General features: G+C 59.3%; 4 protein-coding genes. All 4 read left to right on the plus strand.

All coding sequences use genetic code 11. The features are described 5' to 3' along the window. Positions 1–2: 2 nt before the first annotated feature. The 4 genes from SZ64_RS00685 (at position 3) to SZ64_RS00700 (ending at position 25,468) form a co-directional block, all read left to right on the plus strand. Positions 3–4,403: a hypothetical protein gene (locus SZ64_RS00685; protein ID WP_054529071.1), complete on the plus strand. Its 4,401-nt coding sequence runs from the start codon at positions 3–5 to the stop codon at positions 4,401–4,403. Positions 4,404–4,405: 2 nt separating this feature from the next. Continuing rightward, positions 4,406–9,631: a hypothetical protein gene (locus SZ64_RS00690; RefSeq protein WP_054529072.1), complete on the plus strand. Its 5,226-nt coding sequence runs from the start codon at positions 4,406–4,408 to the stop codon at positions 9,629–9,631. Between the two features lie 251 nt (positions 9,632–9,882). Beyond that, entirely contained in the window at positions 9,883–10,590 is a 708-nt protein-coding gene (locus tag SZ64_RS00695) for an IS6 family transposase (protein ID WP_054529073.1), read from the plus strand. A 265-nt stretch (positions 10,591–10,855) separates the two neighbouring features. Beyond that, positions 10,856–25,468: a polymorphic toxin-type HINT domain-containing protein gene (locus SZ64_RS00700; RefSeq protein ID WP_054529074.1), complete on the plus strand. Its 14,613-nt coding sequence runs from the start codon at positions 10,856–10,858 to the stop codon at positions 25,466–25,468. The last annotated feature ends 8 nt before the right edge of the window (positions 25,469–25,476 follow it).

The raw sequence follows: 25,476 nt of genomic DNA on the forward strand, positions 1-25,476 counted from the left end.
CAGTGGCCGGTTTACGACTCTTCGGATGGACACTTCCGCTGGAGCAATCGGGCGATACCTATATTGTTGGCCATCCCACGGAACACCACGACGGCGATACTTACTGGGATCAGGGCAGCTTCGTCCTTGTTCCGGAAAACGGAAGGTACAGCGCCTATCTCGACTGGACGGCGCTTCGTCTTGCCGGCCTGGTGGTCCGGATCGAGATAGAGAACCTCGGACTTGAGAAGATCGGCGAGGATTTCCGGCCCAAGCGCGGGAATGTCGCCGGTGAAGTAAAGGTGCGCTTCTCGAACAAGGCAGGCGCCGAGGCCTTGCTGCGATTTGGGCCGGTCGCTCTTCCCGCGGTTTCGTATAGCCTGTTCTTCGACAAGGACGATCCCCGTGCCCTGGGTCGCTTCAGCACGGCGAGTGATTGGTGCGAGCGTGGAGCGACGGATGAGAGCGTCGCGCCCTTGGCCTTGCGAATTCCGGACGGTCGGGGCCTCCTGCTTGACTTGGCAAATCGTGAATTCATCCTGCCTGAGGGATCACTGCGCGCAACGCTTTCGAGCCGCCGGCCCGCGGATATCGACGCGCCAAGGCCCGCGCTGTTCCTAAATCGCGACGATATCCCGGTCCCGTTTGCGAAGATGCGCGAAGGCAGGGCGGAAGACCTCACTGTGCGGTTCGAAAAGACCGACGATACACCCGTCATTCTCAACGCGGACCCACGCGACGGAAAGCATGCGATCGAAGTCACGATTGCCGATTTGGACTTGACCTTGCGCGAGCCGGGCGGAGGTGCGGCGGGCGCCCGGGGTGGGCCCAATTCGATCCTTGCCAGGGCTGATCTGGCGCCTCCTCCGGATGGCGAGCTCGTGCTGCGCTTTCTCGCGATCAGGAATTCGCGCAACCGCGCCGAGGAATGGGCAACGTCCGATCGGGTCAGGCTCGGCTTCCGCAAGCCTGTCGGCAACGACCGGCGCTGCGTCTTGATACAGCCCGAGGATGAAAGGGAACCGAGGCGGAAGCTGCCTGAATTCCACCGGCTCAAAGGCAACCGGCAAACAGGCGGACAAACCCGGCATCTGCCAATGCACAGCTGGTTCGGCAATTCGCATCTCGTCATGGCGGAAGCGACCAGAATGCAATTACGCTGTTCACGGGACAGTTCTTCGAAGATGCCCGGGCAAGATGCGTCGATCCCGGATGACAATCTGTGGTCGTTCACGCGGCCCTGGCTTCAAATCGAGAATGCGAAACTGCGACAGGGCCGGCCGGGTGACGCATTTCGCGGCGGAGAGGCCTCGGCAAGTTGGATGTTCGAGGGTCCCGCCGGTGCGCCGGTCGCCGGTATTCCGGCTCTGCACCGGAAAAGCTGGGAGATCGGCGGCTCTATCGACGGCAATGCCCGGCTGAGGCATGCCAACGCCCTCGTCGACGGCAGCTTCAAGAGCATGAAGTTGCTTGTGCGGGAGGCAGTGCATGAAAGCGGCCTGAAAGACGTCACCGCGGCAGCGCCAGGCCTGAAGGCGATCGTGCCTGACGGTCGTCTGCCGATCGGCGAAATCCAGTTGGAGACGCATGGGCGCATGCTTGAAATTTCGGCACCCAGGCCGGTCTCAGTCGGTGTCGAACGGGTCAAACTCGAAATTCCCTTTTCGGTCCCTCAGATGCAATCGGCGGACTTTGTGCTTTTCTGGCCAGGTTGGGGGAGCACGCTCACCTTCCCCAAGCTGACTCCGGGCGATTTCAAGAAATGGGGTCCGCAACTCAGCCAGGTGATCGACGAAGCGGCGCCGATAAAACTCGTCGCGGATCTGCCGGATGCAAACTGGCTACCCGAGTTTCCCAGGGCCCTCGTCAAGCTCGGACGCAGGAAAGGCCTGAAGGAAATTCTCGACGAGCTTCGCGCCGCGATAAGCCATCGGCCCGACGCGAACCTGTTCGACGCCAAGCGCACGGAAATCGAAGCGGCGATCCGGGAAACCAATCCCGAATTGTTCGAGCCGAGCTGGTTGGGCGTGGTGTTGTTCGATGCGCCGATCGATTTCAGCGATTTCGCGGTCCTCGAAGCGCTCGTGCCGACAAACCCGGAAGATGCCCCGCGTTTCAGTTTCTTTGCGCTCGCACCGCGTTCACCCGACCACGACGCCGATGTCGCGATCTCCGCCGCGGTGCATTGGAGCAACGATTCAGACGCCTGGCCAGGGCAGTCCGGAGAGCAATACGAAGCGGCGCTCAAGCCTCTCAAACTCGATGCCGGGTTTCGCGACAACCGGCTGGTCAATTTCTCGTCCAAGGCGCGGCTGCGCCTTTACAGTTTCCTTGCCGTGAAAGGGGCGGGCGCCAACGACACCAAAGATATCGATATACTGGGCAGCGTCCGGCAGACCGGGAACGGCGCCGGGAGCAATAGCGCCTATGAGGTTCGTTTCGCCGCCGAAGTCAGGGACAATAAGCGCCTGACACTGTTTCCGGTGGGCGACGGCAAGCCGGACCAGGCCGAAAAGTTCTTTGTCGAAAGCGTCTGGCTGCGGCGCCTCGAAGTGGTCGACCGTCCCGCTACTGCCGAAGAGCAGTCGGATCCAAGTGTCGGCAAGCGCAGGGCCGAGATACAGATCGATGGTTCGATCGAATTCAACAAGGATTTGAAAGGCTTCGGCGGTTTGTCCGGTGCGCAGGACTTCTTCCAGGGATTGCGTTCGGTCTCCTTCGCGAACCTGAGGGTCGACCTTACCGCATTGACCGGCAAGCTGCCGCGAGACCTCAAGCTCAAATACCCAAGCCTGCAGTTCGATCTCAACCTGCCGCATGTCAGCCTGTTGGGGAACGCCTTGCGGCTCAAATTCCAGCAACTGGTGATCGACTGGCCGGACAGTCTCCCTTCGCTGAATCTCGGGGATTTCGTCGACATTGGCAGTTTCCCGCGGCTCGACCCGAAACTGCCGAAGATATTGTTCCTCGGGCAGCTCGACTTCGGCGACTTGCCGGACCTGTTCGCGCGCAAGCTGAGCAGCTTCTCGCTGGAGGGGGTGTTTGGCTTCAATTTCAAGAACGGGCTGCTCAGTGGCAATCCCTTCATCGGGATGCGCGGCTTCGGCTTCTCTGGGCTCAACTTGGACCTGGCGAACTTCTTCACGCTTCGGATCAAACAACTCAGTCTTAAACATCGTAGCTGGAAGAACCCGCCTGGACCTGACGTCTCGGGAGCAGCGCTGACACTTGAAGGTGGCGACCTCTCGATCCTCAAATACAAGGTCTTCGAGAATCTGAACGGCGGCTATTTCAGCCTGAAAGACGACAGGGGCGACGGCTTCTGGGCGCTATTCGAACGGCCGGTGAAATTTCCGTTGCTGGAGTTCCACTGGGCGTTTGCGGCACAGAACGTCGATTTCCCGCCCGAGGTCGCGAAACTGCTGCTCGCACCGCCGAAGATCCGTGAAGGCGATGATCCCGGTGGCGGGGATGACGGGGACAGCGACGTCAGCGGAATGGGCGGGAAACTTGCTGATTACTGGAAGGATGGCGTCCTGCGGCCGGCACTTGGCCGCAAGAGCATCGGCTGGACCTTTGCCGCGAGTATCAGCGCGCTGGAGGATGCCTTGCAGGGGCGGGCGCTTTTCCAGGACGGCGGGTTCATGGGGCTCGCGCTCAATGGCGGCGCGCTTAGCGAACTCTTCGGCTGGGATTTCGCCTTCGTCGGTCTCTATAGAAAGGACATTACGCCTGGCGAAGACTATTTCTACTTCTCCGTCACCCTTCCGCCGATAACCTTCAGCACGATCCACTTCACCGGCGGCGAAATTGCCGCGGAACTCTACACGTCAGGCGATTTCGCCATCGATTTTGGTTTTCCGTGGCAGCTTTCGCGCGGCGGTCGCGCATGGGAGCGCACGATCGGAGCGATCGTGACGCCCGGACAAGCCTCGGGCGGTTGGTACGTCCGCAAGCGCGAACATATGGTGCCGCAGGGCAAGCAGCTTGTGATCGCTGCCGGGATCGCGATCCAGTGGGGCCTCGGGGCCGCATTCGGTGGCGGAACTTTCAAGGCATGGGTCCGGATCGGCGTCTACGGAATTCTCGAAGGACAGCTAACGCTGCTCTTGGGCGAGCAGAGGGGCAAGGCCCCAAGGATCACGGCAATCCATGTCCAGGGTGCGGCCGGCATTCTTGTCGAAGGCCAGGGCGAGATCGACTGGTGGGTCATCAATGTCAGCGTCGGTGTCAGGGCCACGGCCGAAGTGCGCGTCGCCATCGCCTGGGTTGAGGGGAACGACGTCGTGCACATGCACGTCGAAGCTGAACTGAGCGTCAGCGCCTATGCCCGCGCCTGTATCGGACCTCGATGGGCTCGCATATGCAAGGGCATCTCGGTTGGCCTCAGCATTCCGGTCAAGCACACGCTGGAGTTCGGATAGCGATGCCAGTCAAAATTACCCTCGTCCCCGATCTCTATTACCGCAATTGGGTAGAAGGCGCGGATAGCGGGCCGGGAGAGCTGTGGCTTTGCCTGCGGCCGTTCGTTTCCGGCACGATCGATCCCGATGCTCCGGCCGGTCTCGACGAGTTCCTGGCCTGGGCCTCGTTGTCGGAAAAATCCTTCGATGGCGAAACGGCGCGCTTCGAATACGAGACCGTGAACACCGATCCCAGCTGCGGCCCGGATGGAGACAGCGACCTGTTGCCCGTCAACCTGCCGGACGATGTCGATCTGGTCGTGACGATCGGCGGCAGCGCGGACGGCCCCATTCGCATTGACCGGTCGAGCGGCTGTCGGGTCATCAAGAAGGACGGGTCACGCGATCCCATGGACCTGTTCGAGGAACATCCGGCCACGAACAGCGGAATGCCGTTTCCGACCGCATTCAACGACGAGTTGCGCGCCGGCTTGCGGGGAGAGAGAACCGAACCGGGAACGCCGGTCGACAAGTTCTCTGTTGCTTTTGCGATCTCGCAAATGCTGGATTTCGGCCGCCGCTATCATTGGACCGACGAGCAGGTTCACGGACTGTGGGATAAAGGGCTAATTCCCGAATTGGGCGGCGTACCGGACAAGCACGTCACCGGAATATACTGGCTGCTGGGACTGATGATACCCCTGGGGCGGCAGGACGACCTTGACGCAATCCACAAAATCCACTCGATCGACGTCGATCTCGTCGCCGGAGGGAAGATTGTCGGCGAAGTAACCTATCCCGAAGCAGGCCCGGGGATTCCCAATCTCAACAGCTATTTCCGGCGGATCGGTGACAACTTCGAACGAAAACTCGAAAGCGAGATTGTCGACCTCGGTGTGCCGGGAAGGCTGGGGCGCGAGCACATTACTTACGTTCAGCCGGGCTATCACGCCCTGGCTCATGGCGGGCAATTTTCGGCGCAGATTCCGATCTGGCGCATGGAGGAGCCCGGCGCAGTTCGAAACGACGATGGCGGTGCGGCTCGGCGAATGCCGCGGGGCGAAGCGGGTGCAAATTCGACGATCAAGCATGGCTTCGAGCTGAAGCGGCTTGCCGGAATCGAGATTCGGCCCCTCCAAAAGACTGTCAGTGGAGAGGCACCGCGAGCCGGCCCTCTTCCCGCCAACGCCTCATCACTGAAAATCACTCCAGGCCTCGCCATCGAAGGTACGCTCTCGCTGTACCGGCGTTTTCCAGACGTGGCCGCAGAGGGCGAGAACAAGGCTCTGTTGCAGACCGTACTCCTGTTCGAGCCCGAACCAAGTGCGGCGGTGGCGCTGGAAGCGATGTCGGCAAGGCTTTCCGATGCCGGTTTCAGGTCGCTGTTCAATGCTGCGCTATCGGCGGCAGGCGAGGCGAATTGGACACTCACGCTACTCCACCACGGGATACTTCCGTGGGACGGGCCGCGCACCCAGTATCGTCTGCTGGCGATTCCGCAAGGTGGCGCTGCCGTACCTGAAGGGGGAAGCCGGATGTATCCCGGTAGGAAGCTCTCGCTCTTCGTTGCGGCGCAACTGAGCGCCGGAGGGCCGATTGAACTGAGCCCCAACATCGATGCTGGCGAGAGGTTTATCTGGCGCAGTCCAGCAAAATCAAGTGTGGCGGCACTCGAGGGGTTCTGGACCAGGCTTGCGCAAAGCGGCGAAATGAGGATCAACGCCATACGAATGGCCGGGTCCGGAGATCCGTCGGACATTTCACTTGTCGCGATGCCGATCGATGCCTTCACCTTCGCTGCAGCGGAGAGCCCGGTGCGGCTTGAAAAGGTCTTGCGCGTCAAGGGAACATCGGATTGTCCTGCGGGTGATCCTGACGACCCCCGTCCCGACTATGAGGACGATCTTGAGAACTACAACTCGGCCGTCCTCTCGCGAAACGGTGAGGATCTGGCTCCCGCGCATTATCGAATCCCGCAGCGGATGGATGCCGCCGACCGATCGCCGCAACGGGAGCAATTTATCCCGCTGATCGAGGGTTTTCCGCGCGATCCCGCCGATCGGTCGGTGGAGCTCGAACGCGCAGGCGAACCGATACCCTCAATTCCGCACTGCAAGATCAGGGATGCGATTGCAGAAATCTACGGGCTCGGACCGGCTTCACTGGAGTTCCAGGTCGAATTGGAACATACTTACGGCGACCGGATGGAAGTCGGGGACGCATTTCGCATCTCAAAGCGCTTCGACTGGCCGGTCCAACTCGCGAGTTCGGTCGAAGGCGAGAAGGTTGACGGTCTTGACCGTCCATTCGTTATCGCGAGCTACGACTACACCACAGAGCAGGTCGCCCTGACATTCGATCTTTCGCTCCTGCGTGGTCACTTCGATCCTGGCGGCGGACCAGCGCTGGCCGCGTTCGGTACGGGGCAGGCGGCTTACAGTATTGCCGTTGCAGCGTGGCGCTCGCTGGCGGAACTGGCGATGGACGACATGGAAGTCGAGCTTGTGATCGAATCCGCAACCTTCGATCTCGGTGAATCCCTATCCAAATCAGATCCCGCAGGCACGCTGGCATCCTGGGGATTTCCCGGTGGTATTTCGGAAGCAGTTGCAACTAGGCCGGGACTTAGAAAGTCTGAAACAATTGGGAAAAATGACCCACTCAGGACGTTTGCCCGCAACCTGCTGACCGGCGTGGAAGAACCGGACGATGACCGCAGGGTGTTTTACTTTACCCTCAAAGGCGGCAGCGCGCTTGGCGACGAAGCCCATGTCAGCCGGATCGACCTGAAGGTGCGCCGCGCCGAAGCGCATGCTCGGCCGGATGTCCAGACACTGCTGCCGCTCTCGCAACAGCCGGGCCTGTTCCGCTACATCGATGAAACGCTGCTGGGCAATTGGGCGCGCCTCGGCTTCGGGCCCGATGTGCCGCCCCTGCCGAACCAGCTAACCGGGCCGGTCGCGGAGCAATTGAAGAGCCAGCACGGGGCATGGATCGATCGGATCAGGGAAGGACGGCAGCCCTTCCGGTCCGATACGGGTGAGGACGATGCGGTCGCCGGTGCACTTGTGGCATCGCTCGACGGCACTGGCTGGTTCGTGCCGGACGGGCCCGGCCCTGGCGGCAAGGCCCAAAGCGTGGATGCTTTGCTCCTGCCTCTCGGCTTCGTTCCGACAATGCCTTTTGGAGGACTCGGCAACGGAACCGAGCCGTCGCTTCAGCGGCTGGCGGTCGCCTTTGGCGACGCTATCGACCTTTCATATCGGAGCTGGGCCACCGATGAGACAATGGACTGGCTGGCGCGATTTGCCGAGGTCGCCGCGCTGGCCGAGCCCAATGGCGACAATGGCTGGAAGGGCAACCTGTTCGATTTCGTGCGTATCCTGGTGGAAAAGCTGCTCTTTCCGCAGCCGGCGGACGACCCGCTTAACGATGGCAGCATTGTTGCGCTCGCCAATGCCGTTCGGAGCTCGAGCGGTGATTTAGCGAGTCTGCGCAGGGCAGTGATTGTGCGGCTTCTCAAGAACCCCGCGCTTTTTGCGGATAGCAAGGCAATCCTGCTCACCGCCCTCCGTTTCGTCGACGCGCGAACGCCGGGAAGGACACCGCCATCGGTAAGCCTTGCGCGCGCGCGCTTCGATCGCGTAATCCGGCCAGAAGGGAATGTCGGTGAAGGACCGGAATCGCCTTCCGATCCGTCGTCCCAGCGCGTCAGCTCTGTACTCACGATCGACAATCTCCAGCTAACCGGACCTCTCGGAGAGAAGGATTGGGATAGCAGATTCGGCTTTTTGGAAATGCTGGACGACGCTCGCTACGACAATGCGTTCATCGCCGCTGCCGATGGTCGTTTTTGGCCGGAATCATTTGAAGACGTCGTCGATCCACCCGATGAAACCGATGATCCGCGCCTCGCTTCGCGCTGGCTGCCCGGCAAGCTGGTCGTGCCCCTGGCGGCCGATGCGACGGCTGGAATTGTGCGTCTTGCTTCGCGATCACCCGTCGCACCCCCGGTTCTCGTCTGGTCAGGTCCTGCACCTAGTCTGCGTGTGTCTTTACGCAAGGATTCGAAGTGGTCGCTTGATCACCTCTTGGAGCGGCAGGCAGGTCAGGGTGCGGGGGCAATTCTCGAGATTATCGGAAAAAGGCTGGAACAGCACGACTTCTATGCGGATACGGGCCAGATCTTCGCGCTGTATCGGATTGAAGGTGATGAGGAGACAACCAGCCTTGCCGAAGCGCTCGAGAATGACGGGTTGTTCCTACGGCTGTCGGAAGCCGATGCCGGCCCACCCCTCTTACCGGAGGACGATCGCGAGCCGGGCAATGGCGGGAAGACAATCGATCGCGAGAAATTGCAGGCTGCAGAGCTGAATCTTTCGCTCCTGCTCAAATCTGCCCGTGGCACGTCCGAAGCCGCTGCCGCACTGTGCGATCTGGCGCTGGCAAGCGGTGATTTCACCGATCTCATGGGGCAGATCGTCAGATCATCCTCCGCTGCTTTGCCCGCGAACGACTTCTTGCTTCTCCGCCCATCGCAATCGCTCGAACCGCGCGTGCACAATACTGCGCCGCCGACGGATCGGAAAATTCTCGACCTCGCACTCTTTGCGCAAAAGGACGCTGGACCAGCGGAGGCGCGAACCGGTTACCTGCTGTGTTCGTTCGAAACGGAGGTCTGGAGCCGACGCCGGCTGGAAATACTGCACGGACGCAATCTCGATTATTCCGATTGGAACGGCTCGATCAACGGGCTTCCGGACGCTGTATTCGGCAAGGAGTTTTGGCAGGCGGCACCACAGGCCAGCCGGCCTTCGCAATATACGCTTGCGCGGCATTTCGAGAATATTCCGGAAGACTGGGGCGAGTCTGAACGGACCTCCGAGCTTGACGATAGCTGGCGTCCCAGCCGGTCCGCGAAGGAACTGATCGAGCTGATGTTGCGGACTTCGGGCAAGACAATCCGCGGCTTGGAAGGTGCACCCGCGATTCTTTCGCCGGCCTCGATATCCAAACTGCTTTCGCATGAACTGAACATCTCGATCTATCACGAACAGTTTGAAGACGATCCTGCGACGGGGGCTGAGCCGGTAGGCCGGATAATGCTTGAAAGCCGGAGGATCACAAATATCGACGCAGAGTTCGCCTTCTTTGACCGCGATTACGATCATTTTTCTGTCGACTTCGACTGGTATTCGCGATCCGGGGTGGCAGTTCTTCAGCTCAGGCGCTTATTTGCCCAGTTCTAGACTTCGTGCCGGAAGTTTGTATCGGGTGGGGTTGTCAGCTTAACTTCCGTCGGTCGCACTGAAGCCCGAAACCGAAATTTCATCCAGCAGCGGCGGATGCGGCGTTCCACTCCGCAAAAGCGGCGGTCCGGAAATTTCGCATGGTCTTTCGGGAGGTGGGGTGGCGCTGGATAGCGAAGGTGTTGTAGATCGCCGAATGGTGCTGTCAGAGCAATCTCGACGGCGGTGCAAGGCGTGGGTAAGCTCGAGAAATGAGCAAGCCAGCCAACCCGTTTCGCTGTTTCAATTCGTCGCCCGAGGTGATCCGGCTCGTCGTGATGATGTATGTTCGGTACCCGCTCAGCCTGCGTAACGTGGAAGACCTGCTGTTCGAGCGAGGCATCGATATATGCCACGAGACCGTGCGGTTCTGGTGGAACCGGATCGGCCCCCTGTTCGCCGCAGATATTCGACGGCAGCGGGTTTCGCACATGCGGGTCTTCCGGCACTGGCGCTGGCATCTCGACGAGGTGTTCGTAAAGATCAACGGCGAGCAGCATTACCTTTGGCGTGCAGTGGATCACGAGGGTGAAATCCTGGAGTCCTTCGTCACGAAGAAACGGGACAAATCCGCGGCTCTGGCATTCATGAAGCGAACGTTGAAGCGCCAGGGAAAGCCGGAGAAGGTCGTCACCGACGGTATGCGCTCATACCCGGCGGCCATGCGCGACCTCGGCAATCTCGACCGGCGCGAAGTGGGCCGTTGGTTGAACAATCGGGCAGAAAATAGTCACCTGCCACTCCGCAGAAGAGAGCGGGCGATGCTGCGTTTTCGACAAATGAAGTCGCTTCAAAAGTTCGTCTCGGTCCATGCCAACGTTCACAATCACTTCAACCAGCAGCGCCATCTCGTCGATAGAAAGACCTACAAGGAACGACGCTCGACCGCTTTGGCCGAGTGGCAAATCCTCATGGCCTAGGCAAATGCCGAAAAGGGGTGAACTGTGTCGATCGGAGACAAGTTGCGGTTAGACTGACAGCACCCTCCTGCCATCTGACTGACAGCACCAGAAAAATCTCTAAACTTCTCATTCCCTCGTCTGATTGGGTTTCGGAGCGGGACGGAGTGCGCCTCGCTGTGGAACAGGCTCTTTGCCGGCGAGGGGTTCGATGGTTGCGATTTATACTGGACTAGGTGCGGGTTTCACTCGGGGTTCGGGCAATCTTCTGGGTGGAGTGGGGCAATTGGGTTCCGCGCTGCTGGGACGCGGGAGTGATAGTGTTTCGCTCAACGCTGCGACCGGTAATCTGCTGATCAGCCATCAGGACGAATTTCTTATCGGTCTCGGACCCGATGCCGCAATCTCACGGACCTATAACAGCATTCAGGATGCTGCTGACGGCGACAATGGCGATCATTGGCAGCAGAATACCGCTCGCAAGGTTTTCGGCCTGACTGGCACCCTGAACACAGTCGATAGCACCATCAGCCGCTTGGGGGCCGATGGTTCTGTGATCGTTTACGGATGGGATACGGGGCGAAGCGCATATCTGACGAAGGACGGATCGGGAGCCTTCGACACACTGACCAATTCCGGATCCGAATGGGTCTGGACCGACGGCGACAGCCAGGTGAAGGAATATTACGAGGTCGCCCAGACCGCTGGCGAATATCGCATTCGCACTGTGGCGGATATTGATGGCAACGCGCTTACCTTCACCTATATCACGGGTTCAGACCACCTCGACAAGGCAACCACCGCCGACGGCAGCTGGACCCAGTATGGCTGGAGTGGCAATTCGATCACCCAGGTGGTTACTGGGTACACCGATCTTGCCACATCTTCCGCCAAGACCCTCACCCGCGTCCGATATGGTTATGACGGGCAGGGACGGCTCGAGACTGTCACGACAGATCTCACGCCGGGCGACAATTCAGTGGGCGACGGCAATAGCTATGTCACCACTTACACCTATGACGGGGCGACCAATCGGATAGCCTCGATCAGTCAGGCCGATGGATCGCATCTGGCGGTGACCTACGACGGCTTGGGCCGTGTCCTGACCCTGACGCAGGCAGTTGCAGCTGGGGTTACTCGGGTTACCACACTCACTTACGGTGTGGGCTATACCGAAGTTGCCGGGCCGGACGGGCAGGTCACCCGGCTTGACTATGATGTCCAGAACCGCCTCACACAGATCACCGCGCCGCCGGCCGCTTCGGGCGCTGCCGTGCAGACCGTTCAGTTTGCCTATGATGCTGACGGCAATCTCGAAACGGTGACTGACTCCAACGGCAAGATCACCAGCTACACATACGACGCGAATGGAAATAACACGCGGGTCACCGATCCGACCGGTAACGCTCTCGCGCGCACCTATGACGGCAAAAACCGCCTGATCACCGAACAGAGCATCGGCTCGGATGAGCGCGGGAAGGCCTTCGCTCATTACACCCAATATGCCTATGACAGCGAAGGACATCTACGCTTCACTGTCGATGCGGCAGCCCGCGTTACCGAATATCGTTATACTACCGCTGGTCAGCTTTCCCGTACGATTTCCTATGTCGGGCATTCCCGCGTGGCCGGGGAGACGGAGATATCGGTGGCGGAGATGGAAGCATGGGTTCCTTCGCTCACCGACCTCAATTCGGTGCGTATCGCCGAGAATACCTATGACGCGCGCGGCAATCTGGTTCTTAGCAAGGCTTACGGCATTGCCGACAACTCGGGTAATCCATTGACGAGCGAGGGCGTTACGACCGCCCATTACGCCTACGACCAAGCTGGAAATCTGCTGGAAGGTTGGCGCGAGGGTGAAGCGCACGAGACCTTCCTCTACGATGGAATGGGGCGGCTCTATTCCTCGACGGACAGGAATGGCGGCACGACAACCGTAACATTCATCGGCGGCGGTAGCACAACAATCGTAACGACTGCGGCAGGCCTGACCACAACCTCGGTTTATAACAAGGCAGGGGAACTGATCAGCCTGACCGAGAGCGGCGCAGGCACGACAGCAGGCACAGCCACATACGAATATGATGCCGCCGGACGATTGCGCTCAGTGACAGATGCAAGCGGACGATCGAGCTACATCTATTACGACAAGGGCGGTCGCAAAGTGGCCAGCGCCAATGAATACGGCGAAGTCACTGAATTCCGTTACGATACGGCGGGCCGCCTTGCGGCGACAATCAGCTACGCTACGGCGCTTTCCGCAGCGAACAAGACGGCCTTCCAGAACCCGGCATCGACCGCTGATTTTGCAGATATTCGCCCTTCAACCAGTGCCGCCGATGTGTGGAGCTGGACGGTCTATGACGATGCCGGCCGTGTGATCCAGTCGATCGACAATGCGGGTGGGACCGTCACCAACGAGTATGACAAGGCCGGGCAGCTGGTGAAGTCCGTTGCGTGGTATACCGCGCTTTCAGGATCGGCTCTGGCCGCTCTGAAGGTAGGACTGCCGACCGCGCCAGTGCTGCCGACGGCACACGCCAAGGACGTAGTCGCGCGCAGCTTCTACAACGCGGCCGGTCAGCATGTGGGTGTGCTCGACGGAGAGGGTTACCTCTCCGAGACGATTTACGATGCTGCCGGGGTGGCAATTGAGACCATTGCCTATGCGACCGCGACCAAGGCAGCAGATCGAGCGAGCGGAACCTTCGAGGCGTTGAGAGCATATGTGGCCGGCAGCTCCACCGTCGACCGGTTTGGCTATGCCGTTTATGACGGTCAGGGGCTTTTGCGTTTTGACATCAATGCGCAAGGTGGGGTCGTCGGCTACGGCTATGACGCTGCAGGACGGCTCGTAAGCACCACTGTCTATACTACCGAACTTGATCTGGGTGCACTTGCCGACCGGACCTACGCGTCGGTCAAAGCCGCTGTCACTTCCAATGCTGTCGATCGGACAAGCCATACGGTTTATGATTCCGCGGGACGTGTAGCTTACACTGTCGATGCCAAAGGCGGTGTGGCAGCCTTTTCTTACGATACGTCGGGGCGTGTCACCAAGGCTGTGGCGTTCGACAATCTGTACAGCTCCAGTGTGACACTCTCTGCGTTGAACAACTGGGCTGCAAATTCCGCGCAGGCAAACGATACGGCCAATCGCATTACCCGAAACTGGTATAATTCGCGTGATGAAGTGGTCTTCAGCCTCGATTCCGGGAATTTCGTTACCGGTTATGCTTACGATCAGGAAGGCCGCGCCGTGTCGACCACGCGCTACGGCGGGAACGGGATGCCGGTGGGCGATTCCACTACCATTTCTCAGCTCGCGTCGCTGCTCGCGGGTACGCCGACCACCACGGCCATTACCGTCAGCCAATCCTATGACGAAGCGGGCAATGTGCTCTCCACCACTGATGGAGAGGGGTTTGTCACCCGCAATGCCTATAATGCGCTTGGCCAGCTGACCGACGTCTATACCGCCTATGGGACAGCGGATCAGGTCCGCACTCATTACGAATACGATGGAGTGGGCCGGCTCAAGAGGCAGTTTTCTGCATACGGCGAGGCCGAGCAGATCTCAGTCCAGTTCGCCTATGATGGCCTTGGCAACCAGTCCAGTGTGACTGACGCCAATGGCAATGTAACCAGCTTTACTTATGACAAGCTGGGTCGGGTGTTGACCGCCACTAACGCGCTGATCGGCACGACACGCTACGTCTATGACACATTTGGCAATGTGGTGAAGGCTACCGACGCGCTCGGTAACGCCACGTACAATTACTACGATAGCCTCAACCGCCTCGTCGCTACACGCGATGCCCGGGGTTTTGTGACGACCACGCGCTATAACCGCTTCAACGAGGTTGTGGAGAGCGCACGCTTCAGTGTCGCGGTAACCGGTTCGGCTGAAACCGGCGTCGCCGTTTTTGATCCTGCCCAAATGCCGGGAACGTCAGGCTCGCTGTATTCGCTTTACAACCAGTTGCAGGCGGCGGCCCATGCTTTGAATGCTCCGGCTATTGCAGCGGAAGGGGTCGCGGCGCAGGCGCAGGCCGATGCAGATGCCGCGCAGGCCTATGCGGATAATCTGCCAACTGCGGCAGATGTGCAGACAGCCTACAATGCTGCAACTCAGGCACAGGCGGCTGCCGATGCCACACAGGCTGCAGCTGTTCAGGCCGCAGCCGATGCTGCCGCCGCCGCCGCCGCGGTGTTGCCGTTTCAGGCGGCAGCAGGTGCCTCGCAGGCTGAAGCCGATGCGCTCCAGTCCATCGCTGATGGAGTCGCCGCTGACGCAGCGCAGGCGCAGGCGGACGCAGTGGCGGCACAGGCTGCTGCTGATGCTGCCTGGGATTATCTTGAGTCGCTTCAGGGTCCCGATCAGGCAGAGGTTCAGGCGGCCTATGATGCTGCCGCTGCACTTCAAGTCACAGCCGATGGCTTGCAAGCCACGGCGGACCAGAGCGCGGCCGATGCAGCCTCGGCTCAGGCGGCTGCAGTCACTGCCCAGAGCGCAGCGAACGCTGCTGCGGCAACAGCCGCCCAGAAACTGACAGCTTACAATAATGCGGTGACCGCAGCAGCCAGCGCGCAAACTGCCTATAACACCGCTTCGCAGGAAGCTGCCGATGCACTGGCAGCAGCGAACGCTGCGACCACTGCCTACAACACCGCAGCGGCGGCGGTCACCAGCCAGCAAACCACCGTTAACAACCTTGCCAGCCAGCTTTCGTCGAACACCGTCGCGCAGGCCTATGCCAGCCCGATTACATCCTTGCAGGCATATTCCAACTCGCTCCAGACGACCTCGAATAACCTCCAGACGCAAATCAGTGCGGCAACGGCCTCAATGGCGTCCCTGTCCCCTGAGTATCAGTATTTATATTATATTCAGTATGTTCAGCCGTTGCAGCAGCAGCAGCAGGCGGTCAATACCACAAGAACTGCGGTCAATAATGAAATCACAAGTGTGCAGGCAGGCAGCCAACTGAGTGCCGCAGGCAAGACCTATGTGAACACTTACAAGGGATTCACGACCCAGCAGGTCAGTGATTACCAGGCGCTCCAGTCCAATTACGACACCGCTGTGGCGACGCTGGCGACCCGTCAGTCGCAAAAGGCGAGCGCACAGACCGCGATGAACTCGGCGGTGACGCTTTCCAACCAGAAAGCCAGCGCGAAAACTGCTGCACTCAACACCAAGAATACTGCCGATGCGGCCGTGGTCACAGCCAACAATGCGAGGCAGGCTGCCAACACGGCAGCCACTCAGGCGCAGAATGCTGCAAACGCAGCGCAGACCACCGCCAATGAGGCCGCCTCTGCCGCGGCATCTGCACAAGCCACGGCCGATGCCGCGCAAGATGCTGCCGATCAGGCGCTCGATTATGCAGACCTGCTGGCATCAGGTGGTAATCCTGATGTTCAGGCGGCCTATGAGGCGGCCACACTGGCGCAGCAGTCTGCCGCCGCTCTGGATGCTCAGGCCGATGCGGGCGAGGCCGCCCAGGCACAGGCGCAGGCGATCGCCAATGCCGCTGCGGCTGCCGCCGCCGGCGCCGAAGCGCTGGTCGATGATCTAGAGGGGCAGATTGCCAATTACAGCGGTGGAGGTGCGGTCAGCTTTGAAGCAGAGCGTGCGGCTGCATTGGCAAATGCCAGCAGCTGGATCAACTCGCACGAGAACTGGCTCGACAACGCCGAGGAAGAGGTGTCAGACCTCGACAACGGAACCAGCGGCCTCGTGCTGGCGGAACTCACGAATTATTGCAGCCTCTACTCGGCCCAGACGAACTACGTCGAGGATCTTGGTGGTTCATACCGCAGTCTCTACATAAACGTCTATTATAACAACCTGACTTGGCGGGCAAATAACGTTGGTGCGGATCGCGCCGTCGCTCTGGCTGACAAGCTTAGTTGGCTTGTTGCTCGCGAGCAGGATCTGGAGAACTGGATAACCGGCTTTGCGGGCGTTTCGGGTGGGGGTGTCAACCCTACTCAGACGATGAACAAGCTGAAGCTGCTGTGGGTGCAGGTGCGCGCAGCAATCTATGACCTCAATCACAACACTTATTCGACGGGCTGGCCATCCAGCACATCGACGGTCAACAGCTTCTACAGCAGTGGCAAGGACAATGCGTCCTTTGTTCCGTCCGGGATTTCTGGTTCCTCATCGCAAACGTCGACATATCGTGCTGGCGTTGTAATCAATGCCTATTTCGATGTCGCGAACGGGGTTGGTGAACCGCTCGGCGGAAGCGATCCTGCCTATAGTGCTCTGCTTGCCGATCTTGCTCAGGCGCAATCCGCAGCCAGTTCGGCGCATGATGCTGATACTGCGGCGCAGGTTGCTCTTGCAGCGGCAACTTCCACGGCAACCCAGTTGCGGACGGCGTCGGATTTGGCCCAGTTGGATGCCGATGCGGCAATTGCCTATGCCGATCAACTGGCGGCGCAGCAGAACAATTCTCAGGAAATACAGGCTGCTCAGGATGCCTATGATGCGGCTTTAGAGGCTGCTGACGCGGCTCTGGCAGCGGCAAATCAGGCAGTTGCCGATGCAGTTTCTGCTCAGGTTAGTGCCCATGAGGGGCAGGCCAGCGCAGATGCTGATCTTGTCCTTGCGCTAGCTGCGCAGGCCGCCGCAGATGAGGCCGCCTCCGACGCTGTCCAGGCGCAGAGTGATGCCGATGCCGCGCAAGGTGTCGCAAACGCTGCACTCGCAAATGCCCAGCAGATAGAGGCATCCATTGCCGACCCGGCGGCGGCTCAGGTGGCTCACGACGCCGCAGTGCAGGCACGGGCTGAGGCGGATGCGGCGCAGGCCATTGCAGACCAGTTGCGTAATGACGCCAATGTCGCCCAAGCTGAAGCAGATGCGGCATATGCTGCGGCGCAGGCCGGCTCGGGCGCAGGCATCCTCGACAACTTTGAGCTGTTCAATCTGCCTCAGCTGGGAGCCCGATCGGCAGTTTATTATTCCTATGACAAGCTAGGCCACGTAACACAGCGGATCGATGCCGAAGGCTATGTAGAAACTTCTGCATATAACGCATTCGGGCAGATGGTGTCCTTCAGCCGCTATGAACTGAGCATCTATGGTTCCCGTGGTGGCCAGTCCGGCAAGATACAGGAAGCCGCTGCGAATGTCGCTTCGCTGCAGCAGATTGCCGATAGCCGGGCTGCGCAGGCGGACGCCCTCGCCGCTGAAGCCGCTGCCGATCACGCGGCCCACACCGCCCTTGCCAACAATGCTCAAGGCCTTCGCGCCGATGCCAATGCCAAACTGAGTACAGCGAACAGCCTGCAGCAACAGGCGAACACGACGGCAACCAATCTGGCGCCACAGATCACTGCCGCCTTCAATGCCTATTTCGTGGAGCTGGCCGCCAAGCTGCCAAGCATGCAGCAGACTGCTCAGAATGCTCAGCAGGAGATGGAGAATTGGTATTACAGCCTCACACCTGAACAATTGGCCAATCCCAGTGTTGGGGCGATGGCCCAATATTATCAAAGTCAGGTAGACCAAGCTTGGGCGAATTATAGCGCGGCCAACACCGTCGTGAATAACCAGGCGAACTATTCGCCTGGAGATGCTCTCCCGATTTTCGGGACTTCGGCTGGGGCCACTTACACCAGCCTGCTCCAACAGGTTGCAAGCGCCCGGACGGCCGCCAGCAATGCCATGGCTGCTTATGTCACTGCAGATGGGCTGGCTGACAGCGCAGAAGCTGCGGCCAGTGCGGCTCAGGTCACTGCCAATCAATCGCAGGCTGCGGCAAATAGCGCTCAGTCTCAAGCAAACACAGCGCAGAACGCTGCCAGTGCCGCGCTTCTGAATCTGCAACAACTGAAGGCGGCCCAGCAGAACGGAACGGCACAGTTGCCTTCCTTCACTCTCGGCCAGCTCGACGATCCGGCGACGACCAGCTTTGAATATGACCTTCGGGGCCAACTGGTCAGGTCGACAGATGCGGAGGGCTTTGCCGAACGTTACACATATGATGCGTTCGGTCGCCGTGTGAGCACCGTGGCTCGATCATACACGACGAACCCAGCCACTGCCGGCGGCACGACTACTTACACCTACGACAAGCGCGGGCTTTTGCTGAGTGAGACCGATCCGTCAGGTTCGGGCAGGACCGAATACCAGTATGACGGGCTCGGAAATGTCAGGCGCAAAATCGAAGCGGCTGGCTTCACCGAAGCGCGCGCAACCAACTACGTCTACGACAAGCTTGGTCGATTGACCCAGACAACCGGCGATACGCGCACGGTGCTCGATCAGAACGGGCATGTCGCCTTTGACGCGAATTTCGTGCCGACGGAGGCGGTCACTTATGACGCCAACGGCAATGTGACGAAAACCGTGGATGCAGCAGGCAATCGTACCGTGTTCTTCTACGACAAGCTCAACCGTAAGACCCACGAGATCAACGCGATTGGCGCTCACACCGTCTACACATATGACGCAAACGGTAACGTGAAGACCGTTTCCGTCTATGAAGGCAATGGTTCCCAGCCGGCAACCGGTGGCGCTGACAATCTTGCGCCGGGCCTCGTGGGGGCGGTGCGTCAAACGAGTTTCGAATATGATGCTCTCGGAAAGATGACTGAGAGCAAAGTCTTGCTGCCGAGTGGTTACAAGACGGGCGTCTGGAACGGTTCGTCATGGACTAACACGACCACCACCGAACTGGTCACCCAGTATGAATACGATTACCTTGGCAATGTCGTTAAGCTGACTGACCCTGAGAACAACAAGACTTTCAGCTATTATGACGCGCTGGGGCGCAAAACGTCGCAGGTGGACGGTGAGGGATATCTCACTGCTTGGTCATACAATTCAGATGGCAATGTCCTGAGTGAGCGCCGTTTCGCGGCCCGTTTCACCGGGGCGCCGAATACGAGCAGCGCGCCCGTCATTGCGTTTGATGCCAATGATCGAGTGACCGAATATACTTATGACGAAAATGGCAATCGGCTTTCCGAGAGGCGCCTGAAAGTCACAATCTTCGACGGTCAAGGCGCTAGCATCTCCGCCGACGCGACCGTTCACTACCAATATAACGGGCTCGGGCAGGTCACTCGGAAGACCGAGGCGACAGGGGATGCAATCAACTACTTCTACGATGCCGCAGGTCGGCTGTGGAAGGAGCAGCGGCCGCAGTTCACTGATTATCAGGGGAGCCTCGCTTCTCCGCAGGTCAATTATGAATATGACGCGCTCGGCAATCTGACGCGGACGACGCAGGCAGGCCTGGGCGGCACTGCGGCGCGTATTACTCAATATACATATGGTGCGGGCGGCCTGCTCGATACGGTTACCGACGCCGAGGGCAATGTTCACCAGTATTTCTATGACGATCTCGGCCATGTGATCCGCGACCAGTATTTCCGCGCCGGATCGGCAGGCGGGCAGGGCACGCTTGAGGCCGTGCTTAGCAAGTATGACGCGCTCGGCCGGGTGACCGAACAGAAGGTCGCGGCATGGATCAGCAGCGCTTGGCAGGCGGGTGACGTCAGCAGCACCGAATACAATACCTTCGGCGACGTCGTGCGCAGCGGCATTAACGGGGCTTGGCAGCAGCAAAATATGTATGATGCCGCAGGCCGACTGTGGGCGTCCAATTCCGGCGACGGGATCTGGAAATATTTCGGCTATGACAAGAACGGTAGTCAGACCGTCGCTATTACCAGCGCTGGCGCCGATCTGAGTGGCAAGACCTTCAGCCAAGCAAGAGCGCTGATTAGCGAGGCCAACGTCAATGCGACCTATACCGTTTATGACGGTCGCAATCTGGCAACCTCAGTGGTGGAGGAAGAGCGTCAACTGATCGGCAGCGCTGGCGTGAAGTTGACCACGACCCGCAACTACAACGCCTTTGGCGAGGTCGCGAGCGAGACTAATGCGGCCGGGGCGAAGCTCAGCTATACGTATAACACGATGGGGCGGATGATCCGCTCGGAGAGCCCGGCTGTCGAGATCACGCTGGAATCCGGCGCCACCAAATGGGTGAAACCAGCCGAAGATTACTATTATGATGTGTCCGGGCGCCTCGTTGCCATGCGTGACGCTAACGGCAATTATGCGGCAGGCGGAGCAGATGCGGCAACTGGTACATCGAAAGATGCAAACAAGGGCAATCTTACGCGTCTGACCTTGCTGGCGGGGACCGGCTATGACGGAAGCCAGGCGCTGGTCACCGAGGAAATTTACGCCGACGGCGGCCGGAAGCGCACTGGATACGACATTCACGGTGATGCCCGCGTGGCGAAGGTGCTGTTCGACGGGACCGGCTCGAGCTCCAACGACATCTGGCTCGAGACCGAGCAGACCTTCGACAAGCTTGGTCGCCTCATCGAACGCCGGGAACTGCGTCAAAAGTATTCAACAGGCACTCAGAATCTCTATACGGCCGACGATTTCTACGAGAGCTACCGCTACGATTTGCTCGGGCAGCAAATCAAGCACGGTAACAGCCACTACAATGCTTATGACGCTGGTGCAGGCGGCTATCTCGGAAGCAACATCGAGACGACGGATTACGACCTGCAGGGCAGGGTTGTCTCGACGCGCGCTTTTGGCGGCGATGTAACGACGTACACCTACAGCTGGGATGCAACCATCGCAGCGGGCGGGATCGGCTATACGGCGCCTGGCGGTTGGAGCAAGGTCACTACATATGCCAATTCAAAGATGCTGACTGAGAGGGCAGACCTGTTCGGCCGTGCGACCTACAAGAGCGACCTGGGCGGCCACATCACCAGCTACACTTACGACTTGGCAGGCCGGCTGACCAAGTCGCAGATCGGATCGACCAGCTACAATTACGAGTATTACAACACTGGTCAGATCAGCAAGGCATTCACCGTTGCCTCTGGCTGGACCTACTATACCAGTACGGTCGGCAATGGCGGCATTGCCGCGAAACAGACCCTCAGCGGTACGACCACGCAGAGCGCGATCTACACCTATGACGAAGTTGGCAATCGGCGGACCGAATACGGCACGCTTGAAAGCGGCAGCACGACTGTGGTCTGGAAGGATCACACGGCGACCTATGACGCGCTGGGCCGCCTGACTTCCGACACGATCGAACCGACCACAGTCCAGCCTGAGGCCAAGGTCGAATTCGGATACGACGCCAATGGCAACGTGATGATGAAGCGCTCAACCTATCGCTACATGAACGCGGAAGGGGGTTTCAACACCAGCGATGCGGTCCGGACATCCTGGTACCGTTACGACAACATGAACCGGGTCGTGATCAACAACGGCGATCTCTACAATGGCGTGATCAGTCTGGCGACGCCGATAAACAAGGATTTCGTCGGCGATCCGTCGCAGTCTCTCACCTATAACAAGGCGGGCCAGCGGATTTCCGTCACCACTAACCAGTTTTATGAATACTATCTCCAGCCCATGGACTTGCCGCCTTACGGCTCTTTTTCGGGCAGTTTGACACAATATACTGCTACCGAAACCGAGAGATACGTGTATGATGGTGCCGGTCGCCTGAACAAGATTTACGTCGCCGGGAACACTTTTAACCAGCAGGCCTATATTGGTGCGGCGCTCGATGCCGCGACGGGCGGCCCGCCCATGCCTTCGGACCAAGCCTTCGTCGTCTATACCGCCGAAGTCCTGCGCGGCACCTTCGCATACGATAAGCTGAACCGGCAAACTGCGCAGAACACCTATGACACGGACGGGACGACCGTCGTCTACAACACCACCACCACCTACAACACCCAGAATGGCCGGGTAGACGCGACCTTCGCCTCGACGCTGAAGAGCGATGGAAAGACCTACACTCAGTCGGTCACCAACAATTACGGTGCGGGCACCAGCTATGCGCTCGGCACCGTGATATCCTTCATCAGCACAAACAACGTCACCGGCCAGTCAGCAAAGACCTCGACTACCACTAACACTTTCGAATGGTGGGATGGCGCGGTGCAGAAGACCATTCACTACGTTGAAGGCAGCAACGACTGGACGACTACCTTCAATTACAATGGCCTGGGCCAGCTGATCAACGCGCATATCGCCGATGACCAGGTGCGCGACGTCTACTTCACGCTCGACGAAGTCGGCCAGATCATCCGCCGCGATGAAACCAAGCCGAGCAACGCGCCCTCCGCACAAACCGGCAGCCCGCACGAGCTGTGGTATCGCCTGGGCGACCGCGAGATCGGCTATGTCGGCAATAATGGCGGCACCAACCCGACCCTGCTGACTTCACTCTCGCAGCAGCAGACCGTCGGCGATACCGGCACTTTCCGCAGCGGATCGACCAAGGCGCAGTCGAGCATCGGGTTTGCTCAGGCGCTCGATCCGATCAATTTGCACGAACAGGGCAGCCTTGGCGGCAGCTGGACCGTGAAAGCTGGCGATACGCTGCAATCGATCGCCCAGAAGCTCTATGGCGATGCCTCGCTGTGGTACAAGATCGCCGAGACCAACGGGCTTTCGGTCGCCAGCAACCTGATCGCCGGGCAGCAGCTGACCCTGCCCTCCGGCGTGCTGCGCAATACCTACACGGCGGACAGCTTCCGCCCCTACGATCCGGCACAGGCGATCGGGGATCTCTCGCCCTCGACGCCCAAGCCGCCCAAGAAGAACAATTGCGGCCTCTTCGGGCAGATCCTGCTGGCCGCGATTGCTATCGGGATCTCTGTCATCGCTCCCTTCGGCGGTAGTTTCTTGGCATCGATTGGCAATTCCATGCTGGGCAGCGTGGTCAGTCAGACTGTGGGCTTCGCCACCGGAATCCAGGATTCCTTCAGCTGGAAGAGCGTGGCATTGGCAGGTGTCAGCTCCGTTGTTGGCGCTGGCGTTGCCGATGTCTTCGGTCAAGGCGCAGTCGCGGGCAGCCAGTTCCTTGGCGATGTCGTGCGTGGCGCGGTCTCCAGCGCAGTGACCCAAGGGATCGGTGTAGCGACCCATCTCCAGGACAAGTTCAGTTGGGCAGGTGTCGCGGCGGCGGGCATGGCGGCGGGCGTTGGCGGGGCAGTGCAGCGCGGGCTCAACAGCAAAAACGGCAGTTTCGGAAAAGATGGATCCTGGAGTTGGGACAAGGACTTCCAGCCCGGTCAGATCTCGCAAGCGGTCGCAGGGGGCGCATCACTCATCGCCAGCGCCGCCACACGAAGCGCGATCGAAGGCACCAGTTTCGGTGACAATCTCATCGCGGGTCTTCCCGACGTGATCGGACAAGTGCTGGCGAGGGCGGTCGTCGCGGCGGCAAAAGGAAATGGTACATCCGAAGTGCCGGCGATCGAAATTGCAAACGTCAACTACGATCCCGCGCGGGGGCCCTGTTTTGTGGCAGGCACTTTGGTAGCCACAGCCTCCGGGGCGCTCCCCATTGAAGATCTGCGAGTGGGCGATTTGGTCTATTCCAGAAATGATAGGGACGTCAACGGTGCCGTTTCGGAACGAAAGATCATCGAGCGGTACAGGTTTGAGAACAAAGACGTTATCGAAATCGTATTCCAAGGCGAGAAGGGGGCAGAGGAAACAATTATTGCGACCAAGGAGCACCCATTCTACGTGGTTGGAAGCGGTTGGGTGGCAACGGGCGATCTGACGATCGGGATCGAAGTCATCAATCAATTCGGAAGAAAGTACCGGATTTCTTCGCTGAATGCTCTTCCCGACAAGGCGGACGTCTACAACTTTGCCGTCGAAATCGATCATACCTACTTCGTCGGAAACAGCCGGATTTGGGTGCACAATGAGTATTTGACCGTTGGCAATGCGGTGATCAACACCGTCAAGGCTGAGACCAACGGAAAAAGAGAGCGCATCGACGGCCCTGAAGCTCCTAAGGAATTGCTTGAGGCGATGGGGGCGGATGAAGCGCGATTTGTTAAAGAAGGCGACCTTTACGGATACGAATTATACAAAGACGGAAAAGCGTTCCGTGCAATTGATGTCGCTCTTATGGGAAATGCGGCTCAATCCTATTTAAGTGAGCAGCTTAATGGACTGGATACTTTTTCGGCTACCAACCGGTTCGTCGACTGGAGCCGGGAAATTTCCGCTAATTTGACCGACTCCGGAATATCGACGAACGGGTTGAGCGGCGGTGCGGCTGCATTGGTATTCGCTCATAGCTTGACCGAATACGATGGATCTGGGGACTCGTCGTTCCTCGGTGCTTTGAAATCTGCGTGGTCGGGTTTCGTTGATTGGCTTTCTGGGCCGTCGGCGCTCTTCAATGAGTTGCCAAGGGCGTCAACTATCGTGACGTCGGTCGCGCCTATGCAAATCTCCGGAACGGGAGCGGAAGCAAGCTTGGCGATCGCCATGGCGGCGTCACAGGATGTGAGTCCTTGGTTGCGAGATGAGGCGACCCTGATGCGACCGGCCACCCGCGCTGACGACCTAGAATTTGGGCTGAATCTCTTGGGCGTCTTGGGGCTAATTGCGCCGGAGTTTCGTGCCGCTTCTCCGGTAGCGAGGATCGGCAGCATTGATCTGAGAGTGGCCGGAGCCGCAGAGAGGGGTGTTTGGAGGCTCAATCCTTTCGCGCGTGGTCAGCAGATCGAACAGGCGCTTGGTCACAATCTTCCCGGTAACTTCCCGGTTATCGACAAGTTTGAGAATGGGCTGGCGACGAGTATCAAAAGCGTCGATCTGGATGCTGTGACGTATCAGAGCGGTTCCACCCTAACCCGAACGCTCAACGGCTACGTGGATACGGTGGCAGAGTTTCAGGGCAGGACTTGGGCTGGTGTTCGAATCCGCCCTCAGGACATTTCTGGGCGCGCGCTTGATCTCGCTATCCCCCATAGCGGATCGTCGGCGCAGCAGGCTATCATCAATCAGACAGTGGAGTATGGAGCCTCACGCGGTGTTTCGGTAAATGTCATACTCTTTCCATGACGAGAGCG

The organism is Erythrobacter sp. SG61-1L, from assembly GCF_001305965.1.
In the GTDB taxonomy this organism is placed as follows: domain Bacteria; phylum Pseudomonadota; class Alphaproteobacteria; order Sphingomonadales; family Sphingomonadaceae; genus Andeanibacterium.